Raw genomic sequence first — 14081 nt, 5'->3', positions numbered from 1 at the left:
CTTGATGTTGATCTTGATCCGGATAACCTCAGATCAATGCTTGGACTCAGACTGCGACATCGCCAACAACTGCTTCTCCTGATTCCAGTCGAACGGCTCCTCGTTCTCCATCGCCTCAAACCGACGCTCCTCCAGCGCCGTATACAAATCAATCTCATCGTCCGGCATGAAATGCAGACAATCGCCCGCGAAAAACCACAACAAATCCCGCGGCACCAAATGAGCAATCTGCGGATAGCGCTGAATCACCTGACACAACAAATCCTGCCCCAGATACTGACTCTCGATCGGATCAGCCGGCAACAGCGTCAGCAACTCATCGTAACGCTCCAGAAACAGCGCATGACTTTCTTCGGGGACCTGCTCGGCCTCTCCCAGCGCGACCAGGATGCCGCGCAAATGCAACAGCAGATTCATGATGTGGTCGAGATTGGCGTCGGCCATGATGAAGCCCTCAGAGACAAAAACAGGCGCAGGAGTATAGAGGCCCCCGCCGCCTGCGGCTATCTCAATGCCACAACCCGGCCAGATACCGATGGCCTGCTTCGGTAAGCGCGAGATGAGCATAGGTACGGTCAGGACTGGGCAGACGAGTGACGAAGCCCATCATCAGCAGGGTTTGCAGGGTTTGTGTCGGCTTGCCTCTGTAAAGATCCTCCCCGGAGGCAATTTCAGAGAGCAGGCAGCGATGAGTCAGGCGTTGGTTAATCATGATGCGTCCCCTTGGGTTTTTCTTGTTGTTACCAAGGAGTGTAGGACAATTCGCTAGAGCGGTGTATGTAGACGTAAGTCGTGGGCAGCAACTGCAGGAGCGATTCCCATGCTCGCGGATGACGGCGTGTCAGCTAAGGTGCATGTTGCTGACCCACCGCAATCGCGAGCAAGCTCACTCCTACAGGGTACGTCGTTGTTAGCGGGTTTTGCCTTCAGTGGCGACCAGCGCTTCCTTGTCGAAATCATCCACATCGATCACCTTGCGTCGCGCCGCCTCTGCAGCGCGCAAGGTTTCCGCTTCCGCCGCCTGCAGCACGCCTGCGTTGAGCGCGGCGTCGATCAGATGCTCGCCACCCGTCGGTTTGACCTGGCCGCTTTTCACCGCGTGATGAAGTTTGCTGCGGATCGCCTTGGCGCCGTCGAGCAAGTCGCTGGCGTGCTGCAACGCGCCGACCGGATCCTCTGCGTCGGTCGGGCGATAGCAACCGGCAAGCACCGATTCCAACGCCGGGTCTCCCTTGGCGCGGCCGAGGATCTCCGCGACCTGGGCATCGAGCCTGTCCGATGGCCCTTTGTGGCGACGGCCGAACGGGAACACGATCACCCGCAGCAACCCGCCGAGGATGCGGTTCGGGAAATTGCTCAGCAGCTCATCCAGCGCACGCTCGGACTCGCCCAGCGCTTCTTCCATGGACCAGCAAAACAGCGGCGCCAGCGCTTCGGGATAATCCAGATCGTGGTAACGCTTGAGCGCGGCGGACGCCAGGTACATGTGGCTCAGCACATCGCCAAGACGCGCCGACAGACGCTCGCGGCGTTTCAGCTCGCCGCCCAGCAGCATCATGCTCAGGTCCGCCAACATTGCGAACGCAGCAGCCTGCCGGTTCAGCGCGCGGAAATAACGCTGGCTCAGGCGATCCCCCGGCACGCTTTCGAAATGCCCCAGCCCCAGATTCAGCACCAGCGTGCTGGCCGCGTTGCGCACGGCGAAGCCAATGTGCTGCATGAGCAGGCCGTCGAATTCCACGACCGCCCGATCGTGATCCTTACGGCCGGCGAGGGCCATTTCCTTCAGCACGAACGGATGGCAGCGAATAGCGCCCTGACCGAAGATCATCAGGTTGCGCGAGAGAATGTTCGCGCCTTCCACGGTGATGAAGATCGGCGCGCCTTGCCATGAGCGACCGAGGTAGTTGTTCGGGCCCATGATGATGCCCTTGCCGCCGTGCACATCCATCGCGTGGGTGATGCACTCGCGGCCACGCTCGGTCAGGTGATATTTCAGAATCGCCGACAGCACCGAAGGCTTCTCGCCCAGGTCCACCGCGTTGGCGGTCAGAATGCGCGCGCTGTCCATCAACCACGCGTTGCCACCGATGCGCGCGAGGGATTCCTGAATCCCTTCGAACGCTGCCAGCGGTACGTTGAACTGCTCGCGCACTTGGGTGTACTGCCCGGTAACGAGGCTGGTGAACTTCGCAGCGCCGGTGCCGACCGCCGGCAGGGAAATCGAACGGCCGACCGACAGACAATTCATCAGCATCATCCAGCCTTTGCCAAGCATGTCCTGGCCGCCGATCAGGTATTCCAGCGGAATGAACACGTCCTTGCCGGAGTTCGGGCCGTTCATGAACGCTGCGCCCAGTGGCACATGACGGCGACCGATTTCCACACCGGCGGTGTCGGTTGGAATCAGCGCCAGGCTGATGCCCAGGTCTGTCTCGTCACCGAGCAAATGCTCAGGGTCGTAGGCCTTGAACGCGAGGCCGAGCAGGGTGGCGACGGGACCGAGGGTGATGTAGCGCTTTTCCCAATTCAGGCGCAGACCAATGACTTCCTCACCTTCCCACTGGCCCTTGCAGATGATCCCGGTGTCAGGCATCGCCCCTGCGTCGGAGCCGGCCAGCGGGCCGGTCAGTGCGAAGCACGGGATCTCGTCGCCTCGCGCCAGGCGCGGCAAATAGTGGTTGCGCTGCTCGTCGGTGCCGTAATGCAGCAGCAGTTCCGCCGGGCCCAGTGAGTTAGGCACCATCACGGTGGAGGCCAGATCGCCGCTGCGGGTCGCCAACTTCATCGCCACTTGCGAGTGGGCGTAGGCCGAGAAGCCTTTACCGCCGTATTCCTTGGGAATGATCAGCGCGAAGAAACCGTGCTCCTTTATATGCGCCCAGGCTTCATGCGGCAGGTCCATGGCCTGACCGATCTCCCAGTCGCTGACCATGGCACACAGTGCTTCGGTCGGGCCGTCGAGGAACGCCTGCTCTTCATCGGTCAGCTTGCTTTTCGGGTAGCTGAGCAGGGTGTTCCAGTCCGGACGTCCGCTGAACAGCTCTCCATCCCACCACACCGTGCCGGCGTCGATGGCGTCACGCTCGGTGGCGGACATCGGCGGCAGCACTTTCTGAAACCACGAGAACATCGGCGCACTGAAGTGTTTGCGGCGCAGGTCCGGCAGCGCCAGCATCAACGCGACGCCAATCCACAACACCCACGGGATGATCATCCAGCCGTGGGCATGGCTGAACGCGCCCATCGCCAGCAGGTACACCGCGACGATGCCCAGGGCGGGGAAGGGCGCAACTCGCCGATGGGCCAGCCAGGCCACGCCGACCACCAACACTACGATCCACAGCAACAACATAAACAGCCCTCCATGATGACGGTGCGATAAGCGCAACCGGCTGCGCAGTCGACCGCTCTGGCCCGCGCTTCGATAGTGACCCCGGGCTACCAAGGGAGTTCGGGGGCTGGCCGATGCACAGGAAGTTGTGGCTCGAACACCCGCATCCCGGAGTAGACTGTGGCCCGCCGCAAACGCCACTCATCGCTCGTTGACCACACGGAGAATGACAACATGTTGAAGATCTGGGGCCGCAAGAACTCGTCCAATGTGCGCAAGGCATTGTGGATCGCCGAGGAACTGGGACTGGAATACGAGTCGCTGAATGCCGGCGGCGCCTTTGGTGTCAACGATCAGCCCGAGTACCTGGCGAAGAACCCCAATGGTGTGGTGCCGATGATTGAAGACGGCGAGTTCGTGCTGTGGGAATCCAACACCATCGTCCGTTATCTGGCGGCTCAATACGCGCCGGATTCTGCTTTCTATCCCGCCGGCCCCAAGGCGCGCGCTCAGGCGGAGAAGTGGATGGACTGGACTACGTCGACGCTGGCCGGCCCTTTCCGCCCGGTGTTCTGGGGCGTAGTACGCACGCCGGCCGACAAACAGGACTGGACGCAGATCAACGCGGCCAAAGCTGAAGTCGAGCGCCTGCTGGTCATCGTCGACGCAGCACTGGCGCATCAGCCGTACCTCTCAGGCGACGAATTCGGCGTGGGCGACATTCCCCTCGGCTGCTTCGCTTATCCCTGGTTCGAAATGCCGATTGAACGTCGCGAGCTGCCCCACCTCAAAGCCTGGTACGAGCGTTTGCAACAGCGTCCGGCGTATCGAAAGGCCGTCATGACCGCGCTGACCTGAGTTCAGCCCGTGTCGAGTTAATACTGACTATCAATCGATGTCGCTGTACTTGGGCGGCATCGGCACGCAACATTGCGGCCACTGCGTTTGTAGCCTTGTGTTGCGCCTGATATTCCAGCTGCGCAGCACGGTAAATGTCAGCGCCCCTGTGAGCCCGGCAACTGCACGTTCGTATTCGTTTATCTTCCCTTTTCATTTTTTATTGGTGTGTGTTCAGTCATGAGTTCAGCTCTGTCCATCCGGCAGCTAACCAAGACCTACGGCAACGGTTTCCAGGCCCTCAAGGGCATTGATCTGGACGTCGCCGAGGGTGATTTCTTCGCATTGCTCGGCCCCAACGGCGCCGGCAAATCCACCACCATCGGGATCATCTCGACCCTGGTCAACAAAACCAGCGGCACGGTGAACATCTTCGGCCACGACCTCGATAGCCATCCGGCGCAACTCAAGCGCTCGATCGGCGTGGTGCCGCAGGAATTCAATTTCAATCAGTTCGAGAAGACTTTCGATATCGTCGTGACTCAGGCGGGTTATTACGGCATTCCGCCGAAGATCGCCAAAGAGCGCGCCGAGCAGTACCTGACCCAGCTTGGGTTGTGGGACAAGCGCGACTCGCCGTCACGTTCGTTGTCCGGCGGCATGAAACGCCGACTGATGATTGCCCGCGCGCTGATTCACGAGCCGCGTTTGTTGATCCTCGACGAGCCTACTGCCGGCGTTGATATCGAGCTGCGCCGTTCGATGTGGACCTTCCTCACCGAGCTGAACGAGAAGGGCATCACCATCATCCTCACCACGCATTATCTGGAGGAGGCTGAGCAGCTGTGCCGCAACATCGGCATCATCGATCACGGCACGATCATCGAAAACACCAGCATGAAGACCCTGCTCAACAAGCTGCACGTCGAGACCTTCCTGCTCGACCTGCGCGATCCGCTACAGGCCGCGCCTCAACTCAACGGCTATCCGGTGAAACGGGTGGATAGCCAGACGCTTGAGGTGCAGGTCGACAAGACCATCGGCATCACGTCGCTGTTCAGCCAGCTGTCGCTGCAGAACATTCAGGTGCTGAGTCTGCGCAATAAAACCAACCGCCTTGAGGAGTTGTTCGTGGGTCTGGTCGAGAAGAATCTGGCGAAGGTGGCGATATGAGCTCGGAGCTGCGTCCCAACCTGATCGCCCTGAACACCATCGTTTACCGTGAGGTCCGGCGCTTCATGCGGATCTGGCCGCAGACCCTGCTGCCGCCGGCGATCACCATGGTTCTGTACTTCGTGATCTTCGGCAACCTGATCGGTCGGCAGATCGGCGACATGGGTGGCTTCACCTACATGCAGTACATCGTGCCCGGCCTGATCATGATGTCGGTGATCACCAACTCCTACGGCAACGTCGTCTCGAGCTTCTTCGGCGCCAAGTTCCAGCGTTCGGTCGAAGAGCTGATGGTCTCGCCGGTGTCGCCCCACACCATTCTGATCGGCTACACCATAGGTGGTGTACTGCGCGGGCTGGCGGTGGGGGTGATCGTCACGATGCTGTCGATGTTCTTCACCGACCTGCAGGTGCATCACCTGGGCATCACCATCATTGTGGTGCTGCTGACCGCGACGATCTTCTCGCTGCTGGGCTTTATCAACGCCGTGTTTGCGCGCAACTTCGATGATATCTCGATCATCCCGACCTTCGTGCTGACGCCGTTGACCTACCTGGGCGGGGTGTTCTATTCGATTAACCTGCTGCCGCCGTTCTGGCAAACCGTGTCGCTGGCCAACCCGGTGCTGCACATGGTCAACGCCTTCCGCTTCGGCATCCTCGGGGTGTCGGACATCAAGATCAGCATCGCCCTGGCGTTCATGGTCGTTGCGACCATCGTGCTGTACCTGGGCTGCGCGCGACTCCTGGTGAGCGGACGCGGGATGCGTCAGTAACAGATTTAGGACGATCTTGTGAAATAGCGGCGGACTCGATCATGAGTCCGCCGCATTCTTATGTGGGAGCGAGCTTGCTCGCGAAGACTCCATTACACGCGCTGAATGGGTAGCGGATGTACTGACCTCTTCGCGAGCAAGCTCGCTCCCACCGGATTGGCGGCGTTGGCGCTACTGACGTTTAGCCTTGCGCGCCCTCCACTGCCGTCCGACCCACCAGCGCCAGTACGCCATCGTCCCGAAATACCCCGCCACGCCCAGCACGATCCCCGCCACCACCGATCCCAGCAAAAACGGCTGCCACAAGGTGGAAAGCTGCCCGCTGATCCAGTCCCAGCTCAGTTCGTCCGGGAAATGCCGTGGCGGCAAGCCCATGAGCAGCGCACCGATTTTGTAGGTGCAATAAAACACCGGCGGCATCGTTAGCGGGTTGGTCAGCCAGCACAGACTCACCGCAATCGGCATGTTGGCCCGAACCCAGATCGCCAGCACGGCGGCCAGCAGCATCTGCAATGGCATCGGCATCAAGGCGGCGAACAGCCCGATCCCCATCGCGCGCGCCACGGAGCGTCGATTGAGGTGCCAGAGGTTGGGGTCGTGCAGAAGAGAGCCAAGAAAGCGTAAGGATTTGTGTTCCCGGATGCTGTTCGGATCGGGCATGTACCGCTTGATCAGGTGGCGTGGCATACGGGAATCCGGCGAGGTGGGCGGGAAATTCGGGGAAGTATGCACGGATAGTCGCAAACGCAAATTCAGATTTTGTGACAACTAATAAGCGCGCAGGCCGGGGCATCAGCTAAGCCATGGAGGTTGATTTAGCCTGCAGACAAGGAAAGCCTCATGCGCACGGGGATGCTCGCGCTTGCACTCGGATTGCTGACGCTACGTTTTTTGCCAGTACTACCGCCGGTCTGGTTGCTGCTGGCGATGCCCGTGGTGGCGCTGATGCTGCTGCCGTTTCGCACTTACCCGCTGGCGTTTTACCTGTTCGGCCTCACTTGGGCTTGCGTCTCGGCGACGTCGGCGCTGGATGACCGACTGGCCGAGCGCCTCGATGGGCAGACGCTCTGGCTGGAAGGGCGTGTGGTCGGGCTGCCGCAGACAGTCGACGGCGTGGTGCGGTTTCAGCTGGATAATCCCGTTTCACGACGCGCGCGGTTGCCCGAGCAGATCCGCATCGGCTGGTACGGCGGCCCGCCGGTCAGCAGCGGCGAGCGCTGGCGTCTGGCGGTCAAACTCAAGCGGCCGGGCGGGCTGATCAATCCCGGCGCGTTCGATTACCAGGCATGGCTGCTGGCCCAGCGCATTGGCGCCACCGGCACCGTGGTGGACGGCCAGTTGCTCGAACCGGCCCGGGGCAATTGGCGCGACGGCATCCGCCAGCGCCTGCTGAGTGTGGATGCCCAGGGCCGACAGGGCGGGCTGGCCGCCTTGGTGCTGGGGGACGATTCAGGACTGAGCACCGCCGATTGGCAGGTCCTGCAGGACACCGGCACCGTTCACCTGTTGGTCATCTCCGGGACGCACATCGGCTTGTTTGCCGGTTTGCTGTACGGGCTCGTCGCCGGGCTGGCCCGTTGGGGCGCGTGGCCGGCGTTTTTGCCCTGGCTGCCCTCGGCGTGCATCGCGGCCTTCTCGGGCGCGCTGGCCTATGGCGTGCTGGCGGGGTTTGAAGTGCCGGTGCAGCGGGCTGTCACCATGCTGGGTCTGGTGCTGCTGTGGCGTCTGCGGTTCCGCCATCTGGGCACCACGTGGCCGCTTTTGCTGGCGCTGAATCTGGTGCTGATCGCCGAGCCGTTGATCACGCTGCGCCCCGGCTTTTGGCTGTCGTTTATGGCCGTCGCGATCCTGATGCTGATCTTCAGCGGGCGACTCGGGCGGTGGAGCTGGCTGCAGAGCTGGACCCGCGCACAATGGCTGATTGCGCTTGGCCTGATGCCGGTGTTGCTGGCGCTGAACCTGCCGGTGAGCGTGAGCGGCCCCGTCGTCAATCTGCTCGCCGTGCCGTGGGTAAGCCTGTTGATTCTGCCGCTGGCGTTGCTCGGCACGCTGCTGCTGGCGATTCCATCCCTTGGCGAAAGCCTGCTGTGGCTGGGGGGCGGTTCGATGGACGGGTTGTTTCGATGGCTCTCGTTCATGGCGGATCTCGCTCCTGCCTGGACCGGGCCCCACGTGCCGGTGTGGGTCTGGCCGCTCAGCCTGCTCGGCGCGTTGCTGCTGTTACTGCCCAAAGGCCTGCCGATGCGTCCGCTGGGCTGGCCGTTACTGTTGCTGTGCATCTTTCCGCCGCAGAAGACAGTGCCCGCCGGGCAAGTCGAAGTGTTGCAACTGGACGTAGGGCAGGGTCTTGCCATATTGCTCCGTACCCGTGATCACGCCCTGCTGTACGACGCGGGGCCGCGCTTCGGCGATTTCGATATCGGCGAGCGCGTGGTGTTGCCGGCCATTCGGCGCGCCGGGGTCAGGCAGCTGGACACGCTGCTGCTCAGTCATGCCGATTCTGATCATGCCGGTGGCGCCGCCGCCGTTCTAAAAGGCGTGCCCGTTGCGAGAGTGCTGGCGGGAGACGTAGGGCGCATGCCTGCCGAGTTGTCGGCCGAGTCTTGCCGTAACGGGGAAACATGGACGTGGGATGAGGTGACTTTTTCCACCTGGAGTTGGGAGCAGGCCGCCGAGGGCAATCAGGCCTCGTGCGTGCTCAGCGTCGAGGCCAACGGCGAGCGGCTGTTGCTGACCGGTGATATCGACGTGGAGGCAGAGCGCGCGATGCTCGCCGATGGCTTCAACGTCAGCGCCCACTGGCTGCAATCTCCCCACCACGGCAGCCGCAGCTCGTCGTCCCGGGCGTTTCTGCGCGCGGTCGGCGCCCGGGGCGTGCTGATTTCCCGAGGCCGCAATAATGCGTTCGGTCATCCCCATCCTCTGGTGATGTCGCGGTATGCATGGTCGGGCATGGAGATTCACGACAGCGCTGTGCTGGGCGCTATCACCGTGCAATTGGGCGCCTACGAAACGGCGATGGCCGAACGTAGGACGCGACGCTTCTGGCGTGACTGAAAGGTCTGGTTATTCATCGACACGTTCGGCGAGGCGCCGACGCTATGTTAGAGTGGCGCCACTTTTTTTGAGGGGGTGGTCGCTGTGTGGGAACTGGTCAAATCAGGTGGCTGGATGATGCTACCGATCATTTTGAGTTCCATCGCCGCCGTCGGAATCATCATTGAACGCCTCTGGACCCTGCGCGCCAGCCGCATCACGCCGCCGCATTTGCTCGGCCAGGTGTGGCGCTGGATTCAGGACAACCAGCTGAGCGCCGAAAAGCTCAAAGAGCTGCGCGCCGATTCGCCATTGGGTGAAATCCTCGCCGCAGGCCTCGCCAATTCCCGTCATGGCCGCGAGATCATGAAAGAGTGCATCGAGGAGGCCGCAGCCCGGGTTATTCACGAGCTCGAACGCTATCTGGCAACACTCGGCACCATCGCTGCCATGGCCCCGCTGCTGGGTCTGCTGGGCACCGTGCTCGGCATGATCGACATCTTCAGCTCGTTCACCAGCAGCGGCATGACCGGTAACGCCGGTATGCTCGCCGGCGGTATTGGCAAGGCACTCATCTGCACCGCCTCTGGCCTGACCGTCGCGATTCCCGCGATCTTCTTTCACCGCTACCTGCAAAGCCGCGTGGATGAACTGGTCGTCGGCATGGAACAGGAAGCCATCAAGCTGGTGGAAGTCGTGCAGGGCGATCGTGACGTCGATCTGACCGACGCCAAGCCGGACATCAAGGCTGCCGCGCGTGGCGAGGGCAAGAAGAAGTGAAATTCCGCCGTCGCAAGCCCAGGGAGACCATCGACATCAATCTGGTGTCGCTGATCGACGTGGTGTTCATCCTGCTGCTGTTCTTTGTCGTGACCACCACGTTCACCCGGGAAACCCAGCTGCGCGTCGACCTGCCCCAGGCGGTGACCGGTGCTTCGGCCGATGACGTCGACAAAAAGCACCTCGACATCACCATCAATGCCGACGGTGTTTACTCGGTTAACAACACGCTGCTGGGCGACAGCAAGCTGGAAACCCTGATTGATGCCTTGCAAAAGGAGTCCGAGGGCGACACCAGCCTGCCGCTGTCGATCAGCGCTGACGGCAAGACCCCCCATCAGGCGGTGATTACCGCCATGGATGCTGCCGGCAAACTCGGTTTCGCTCATTTGCGCATGACCACCGTCGAGGCCGCATCGGCTAACTGATGGCATTCACTGACCGACTGCTCGACGCCTGGTACAACGGCCATCCGGCGCTGGTGTTATTGCGCCCGCTCGAATGCCTGTACCGGCGCGTGGTGAACCGCAAGCGCGCGCGTTTCCTCGCAGGGCAGGGCGACATCTATAAAGCGCCCGTTCCGGTCGTTGTCGTCGGCAATATCACCATCGGCGGCACCGGCAAGACGCCGCTGATTCTCTGGATGATCGACCATTGCCGGGCCCGCGGCCTGCGCGTCGGTGTGGTCAGTCGGGGCTATGGCGCCAAGCCGCCGAGCCTGCCCTGGCGCGTAGTGCCGCAACAGACTGCCGAGCACGCGGGCGATGAACCGCTGCTGATCGTCAATCGCACCGGCGTGCCACTGATGATCGACCCGGACCGCTCGCAAGCCGTGCGCGCCTTGCTGGCTGAAGAGCCCCTCGACCTCATTCTTTCCGACGACGGCCTGCAGCACTATCGCCTGAACCGCGACCTCGAACTGGTGCTGATCGATGCCGTTCGCGGGCTTGGCAATCACCGCTGCCTGCCGGCGGGCCCGTTGCGCGAACCAGTCGAGCGGCTGCAAAGCGTAGATGCGCTGCTGTACAACGGCGCGGGCGCTGATCGCGAAGACGGCTTTGGGTTTCAGCTCAAGCCCTCCACGCTGGTCAACCTGGTCACCGGTGAACGCCGGCCGGTCGATCATTTCCTGCCCGGTCAGCAGGTCCACGCAGTGGCCGGCATCGGTAATCCACAACGTTTCTTCAACACCCTCGAAGGACTACACTGGCGGCCTGTTCCACATGCGTTCGCCGACCACGCCGTGTTCAGTGCCCAATCCCTGTCGTTCACTCCGGCATTGCCCGTGGTCATGACCGAGAAGGACGCCGTCAAATGCGCCTCCTTCGCCGCGCCGGACTGGTGGTATCTGGCCGTGGAAGCCGCGCCTTCGCCGGCGTTCGTCAGTTGGTTCGATTCGCAGTTAACCCGTCTTTTGCCATAACTCGCTCAGGATCTCTTATGGACACCAAATTGCTCGACATTCTTGCCTGCCCGATCTGCAAGGGTCCCCTCAAGCTCAGCGCCGATAAAACCGAGCTGATCAGCAAAGGCGCCGGCCTTGCCTATCCGATCCGCGACGGCATCCCGGTGATGCTGGAAAGCGAAGCGCGCACCCTCACCGCCGACGAGCGTCTGGACAAATGACCGCAGCGTTCACCGTTGTCATTCCGGCGCGCTACGGCTCCAGTCGCTTTCCCGGCAAGCCGCTGAAAACCATCGCCGGCAAGCCGATGATCCAGCACGTCTGGGAACAAGCGCGCAAAAGCAGCGCAGAGCGCGTGGTGGTTGCCACTGACGATCCGCGCATCGTTGAAGCCTGCCAGGCCTTCGGCGCCGAAGTGCTGATGACCCGCGATGATCACAATTCCGGGACCGATCGCCTGGCCGAAGTCGCCGCCAAGCTGGGTCTGGCCGACGACGCCATCGTGGTCAACGTCCAGGGCGACGAACCGATGATCCCGCCGGCTGTGATCGATCAGGTTGCCGACAACCTCGCCGCGCACCCTGAAGCGCGCATGTCGACCCTCGCCGAGCCGATCGAGGACGTGGCATCGCTGTTCAATCCCAATGTGGTCAAGGTCTGCTCGGACCTCAATGGTCTGGCGCTGACCTTCAGCCGCGCGCCGCTGCCCTGGGCTCGCGATGCGCTGGCGAAGACCCGCGACGAGCTGCCGGAAGGCGTGCCGTATCGCCGTCACATCGGCATTTATGCCTACCGCGCCGGGTTCCTCCACGACTTCGTCAGCTGGGGCCCATGCTGGCTGGAAAACACCGAAAACCTCGAGCAGTTGCGTGCGCTCTGGCACGGCGTGCGCATTCACGTGGCCGATGCCCTTGAAGCGCCACCGGCCGGCGTCGACACCGCTGAAGACCTGGAACGCGTTCGTCGTCTGCTGGAGGGTTGATGAGCATGGCTCTGGTCGTTCTTCCACTGTTTTCGCGGATGCACTCATGACGCTGAATGTGCAGCACGACGTGTCTCTCAAGCCCTACAACACATTCGGCGTGGCCGTGCATGCCCGGCGTTTTGCCGAGGCGTGCAGCGACGACGACGTGCGCGAGGCCCTCGCGTATTCGGCCAGCCACGACGTGCCGCTGATGGTCATCGGCGGCGGCAGCAACCTGCTGCTGACCCGTGACGTCGATGCCCTCGTGTTGCGCATGGCCAGCCGTGGCATCCGCATCACCCACGAGGATTGCGGCGGCGCCATTGTTGAAGCGGAGGCAGGGGAGCCCTGGCATCCTTTCGTCCAGGACACGCTCGCTCAGGGACTGGCCGGGCTGGAAAACCTCAGCCTGATCCCCGGCACTGTCGGTGCTGCACCGATGCAAAACATCGGCGCTTACGGCGTTGAACTCAAGGATGTTTTCCACAGCCTGACCGCGATGGATCGACAAACCGGCGAGCTGCGCGAATTTACCCTGGCCGACTGCGCGTTCGGCTACCGGGACAGCCTGTTCAAGCGTCAGCCAAACCGCTGGCTGATCCTGCGGGTTCGCTTCAAGCTCAGTTACTCGGCGAGCCTGCATCTCGATTACGGTCCGGTGCGTCAGCGGCTGGAAGAGCAGGGCATCAAAGAGCCTTCGCCGATCCACGTGAGCCGGGCGATCTGCGCCATTCGCAGCGAAAAACTGCCGGACCCCGCGACGCTGGGCAATGCGGGGAGCTTCTTCAAGAACCCGCTGGTGTCCGCCGAGCGTGTGGCTGTCATCAAACGCACGCACCCTGGCGTGGTCGGCTACCCTCAGGCCGATGGTCAGGTAAAACTGGCGGCCGGCTGGTTGATCGAGCAGGCGGGCTGGAAGGGCTTTCGCGATGGTGACGCCGGCGTTCATGCGCTGCAGTCGCTGGTGCTGGTCAATTACGGCCAGGCATCGGGCGGGCAATTGCTCGGTCTCGCGCAGCGGATTCAGGCGGACATCCTCGAGCGCTTCGGCGTTGCGCTTGAGATGGAGCCTAACCTGTATTGACCGTGGGATCCGTCCTCTTCCGGTTTGAGTTTCAGTCAGCGTGTATCCCATGAGGGTTGAACATGAGTGAAACGCTGTGTGCCGTCGTGCTGGCGGCGGGCCTCGGCAGTCGCTATCGAGCGGTTGCCGGTGACCACCGCAACAAGCTGCTGGCGCAATGCATCGGGCGTGACGGCATGGAGCGATCGGTGCTGGAGCAGGTGCTTGCCCACGTAAAAACCCTCGCCGATAAAACCGTTCTTCTGACACAAGCCGATTACTGCAGCGTGGCCGAGTTGGGCCTGCGTCACGGCTGTGAAGTGGTGGTGCTGGATTCCCCTGGCATGGGCGACAGCATCGCCGCTGCTGTATCGGCCGAGCCTGCTCATCGCGGCTGGTTGATTGCGTTGGGCGACATGCCCTTCATTCATGCTGACACACTCGAGCGCGTGGCCTGCTCGGTGGAGGACGACGCCATCAGCGTACCGGTCCATGGCGGGCGGTATGGGCACCCCGTCGCTTTTGGTCGTGCGTTCGGGCCGGCGCTCATGGCACTTGCCGGGGAGAAGGGCGCCAAACGGCTTTTCCAGGGCGCGCGGATCAAGGAGATCGAGGTTGACGATCCAGGTGTGTTGTGGGACGTGGACGTGCCTGCTGCGCTGATCTTTCAACCCGGCTGATTTCAAACCTCCAGGCATAAAAAAGCCCCACCT

General features: G+C 62.1%; 15 protein-coding genes. 11 read left to right on the top strand and 4 right to left on the bottom strand.

The window, feature by feature from the left end:
* Positions 1 to 33: 33 nt before the first annotated feature.
* The 3 genes from ABEH28_RS16340 to ABEH28_RS16330 form a co-directional block, all read right to left on the bottom strand.
* Positions 34 to 444, bottom strand: coding sequence for a PA2817 family protein (locus ABEH28_RS16340; RefSeq protein WP_133776461.1), 411 nt, complete (start codon positions 442 to 444; stop codon positions 34 to 36).
* A gap of 64 nt (positions 445 to 508) precedes the next feature.
* The gene (locus tag ABEH28_RS16335; RefSeq protein WP_163022082.1) at positions 509 to 712 is read right to left on the bottom strand and encodes a hypothetical protein; all 204 of its coding nucleotides are present in this window, start codon (positions 710 to 712) and stop codon (positions 509 to 511) included.
* A 198-nt stretch (positions 713 to 910) separates the two neighbouring features.
* Positions 911 to 3355, bottom strand: a complete 2445-nt coding sequence (locus ABEH28_RS16330) for an acyl-CoA dehydrogenase (RefSeq protein WP_346630558.1) — start codon at positions 3353 to 3355, stop codon at positions 911 to 913.
* 213 nt (positions 3356 to 3568) lie between these two features.
* Between ABEH28_RS16330 and ABEH28_RS16325 the strand changes: the two genes are divergently transcribed.
* From ABEH28_RS16325 to ABEH28_RS16315, 3 genes are all read left to right on the top strand, one after another.
* Complete coding sequence (locus ABEH28_RS16325; RefSeq protein ID WP_346630557.1) at positions 3569 to 4192, top strand: glutathione S-transferase; 624 nt, start codon at positions 3569 to 3571, stop codon at positions 4190 to 4192.
* Positions 4193 to 4411: 219 nt separating this feature from the next.
* Positions 4412 to 5344, top strand: coding sequence for an ABC transporter ATP-binding protein (locus tag ABEH28_RS16320; RefSeq protein ID WP_346630556.1), 933 nt, complete (start codon positions 4412 to 4414; stop codon positions 5342 to 5344).
* Positions 5341 to 6120, top strand: coding sequence for an ABC transporter permease (locus tag ABEH28_RS16315; protein ID WP_065993104.1), 780 nt, complete (start codon positions 5341 to 5343; stop codon positions 6118 to 6120). The genes ABEH28_RS16320 and ABEH28_RS16315 overlap by 4 nt, the downstream gene beginning before the upstream one ends.
* Positions 6121 to 6291: 171 nt before the next feature.
* Here ABEH28_RS16315 and ABEH28_RS16310 read toward each other — a convergent pair whose 3' ends face one another.
* Positions 6292 to 6807 carry a DUF2062 domain-containing protein gene (locus ABEH28_RS16310; RefSeq protein ID WP_346630555.1) on the bottom strand — a complete coding sequence of 172 codons (516 nt, stop codon included), beginning with the start codon at positions 6805 to 6807 and terminating at the stop codon, positions 6292 to 6294.
* Between the two features lie 153 nt (positions 6808 to 6960).
* Between ABEH28_RS16310 and ABEH28_RS16305 the strand changes: the two genes are divergently transcribed.
* The 8 genes from ABEH28_RS16305 (at position 6961) to ABEH28_RS16270 (ending at position 14048) form a co-directional block, all read left to right on the top strand.
* Complete coding sequence (locus tag ABEH28_RS16305) at positions 6961 to 9177, top strand: DNA internalization-related competence protein ComEC/Rec2 (protein WP_346630554.1); 2217 nt, start codon at positions 6961 to 6963, stop codon at positions 9175 to 9177.
* Between the two features lie 84 nt (positions 9178 to 9261).
* The gene (locus tag ABEH28_RS16300; RefSeq protein WP_192172743.1) at positions 9262 to 9936 is read left to right on the top strand and encodes a MotA/TolQ/ExbB proton channel family protein; all 675 of its coding nucleotides are present in this window, start codon (positions 9262 to 9264) and stop codon (positions 9934 to 9936) included.
* Entirely contained in the window at positions 9933 to 10364 is a 432-nt protein-coding gene (locus ABEH28_RS16295) for a biopolymer transporter ExbD (protein ID WP_065993112.1), read from the top strand. Before ABEH28_RS16300 ends, ABEH28_RS16295 begins: the two co-directional genes overlap by 4 nt.
* Positions 10364 to 11359, top strand: a complete 996-nt coding sequence (gene lpxK / locus ABEH28_RS16290) for a tetraacyldisaccharide 4'-kinase (protein WP_192172742.1) — start codon at positions 10364 to 10366, stop codon at positions 11357 to 11359. Before ABEH28_RS16295 ends, lpxK begins: the two co-directional genes overlap by 1 nt.
* A gap of 17 nt (positions 11360 to 11376) precedes the next feature.
* Positions 11377 to 11562 carry a Trm112 family protein gene (locus ABEH28_RS16285; RefSeq protein WP_071551147.1) on the top strand — a complete coding sequence of 62 codons (186 nt, stop codon included), beginning with the start codon at positions 11377 to 11379 and terminating at the stop codon, positions 11560 to 11562.
* Positions 11559 to 12323, top strand: a complete 765-nt coding sequence (gene kdsB, locus ABEH28_RS16280) for a 3-deoxy-manno-octulosonate cytidylyltransferase (protein WP_346630553.1) — start codon at positions 11559 to 11561, stop codon at positions 12321 to 12323. Before ABEH28_RS16285 ends, kdsB begins: the two co-directional genes overlap by 4 nt.
* 46 nt (positions 12324 to 12369) lie before the next feature.
* On the top strand, positions 12370 to 13389 hold the full coding sequence (gene murB / locus ABEH28_RS16275) for a UDP-N-acetylmuramate dehydrogenase (RefSeq protein ID WP_346630552.1): 1020 nt from the start codon (positions 12370 to 12372) through the stop codon (positions 13387 to 13389).
* Positions 13390 to 13451: 62 nt separating this feature from the next.
* The gene (locus tag ABEH28_RS16270) at positions 13452 to 14048 is read left to right on the top strand and encodes a nucleotidyltransferase family protein (RefSeq protein ID WP_346630551.1); all 597 of its coding nucleotides are present in this window, start codon (positions 13452 to 13454) and stop codon (positions 14046 to 14048) included.
* Positions 14049 to 14081: the final 33 nt, after the last annotated feature.

Source organism: Pseudomonas sp. Ps21-P2 (assembly GCF_039672565.1).
Classification (GTDB): Bacteria; Pseudomonadota; Gammaproteobacteria; order Pseudomonadales; family Pseudomonadaceae; genus Aquipseudomonas.
The sequence above is the reverse complement of the archived record's forward strand: the minus strand, read 5'-3'. Positions and strand labels throughout refer to the sequence as shown.

Excerpts from the sequence above, each read along its gene's own strand:
- lpxK (WP_192172742.1), top strand. The coding sequence starts at position 10,364 with ATGGCATTCACTGACCGACTGCTCGACGCCTGGTACAACGGCCATCCG.
- ABEH28_RS16305 (WP_346630554.1), top strand. The coding sequence starts at position 6,961 with ATGCGCACGGGGATGCTCGCGCTTGCACTCGGATTGCTGACGCTACGT.
- kdsB (WP_346630553.1), top strand. The coding sequence starts at position 11,559 with ATGACCGCAGCGTTCACCGTTGTCATTCCGGCGCGCTACGGCTCCAGT.
- ABEH28_RS16330 (WP_346630558.1), bottom strand. The coding sequence starts at position 3,355 with ATGTTGTTGCTGTGGATCGTAGTGTTGGTGGTCGGCGTGGCCTGGCTG.
- ABEH28_RS16320 (WP_346630556.1), top strand. The coding sequence starts at position 4,412 with ATGAGTTCAGCTCTGTCCATCCGGCAGCTAACCAAGACCTACGGCAAC.
- ABEH28_RS16340 (WP_133776461.1), bottom strand. The coding sequence starts at position 444 with ATGGCCGACGCCAATCTCGACCACATCATGAATCTGCTGTTGCATTTG.
- murB (WP_346630552.1), top strand. The coding sequence starts at position 12,370 with ATGACGCTGAATGTGCAGCACGACGTGTCTCTCAAGCCCTACAACACA.
- ABEH28_RS16325 (WP_346630557.1), top strand. The coding sequence starts at position 3,569 with ATGTTGAAGATCTGGGGCCGCAAGAACTCGTCCAATGTGCGCAAGGCA.
- ABEH28_RS16315 (WP_065993104.1), top strand. The coding sequence starts at position 5,341 with ATGAGCTCGGAGCTGCGTCCCAACCTGATCGCCCTGAACACCATCGTT.
- ABEH28_RS16270 (WP_346630551.1), top strand. The coding sequence starts at position 13,452 with ATGAGTGAAACGCTGTGTGCCGTCGTGCTGGCGGCGGGCCTCGGCAGT.
- ABEH28_RS16285 (WP_071551147.1), top strand. The coding sequence starts at position 11,377 with ATGGACACCAAATTGCTCGACATTCTTGCCTGCCCGATCTGCAAGGGT.
- ABEH28_RS16335 (WP_163022082.1), bottom strand. The coding sequence starts at position 712 with ATGATTAACCAACGCCTGACTCATCGCTGCCTGCTCTCTGAAATTGCC.
- ABEH28_RS16310 (WP_346630555.1), bottom strand. The coding sequence starts at position 6,807 with ATGCCACGCCACCTGATCAAGCGGTACATGCCCGATCCGAACAGCATC.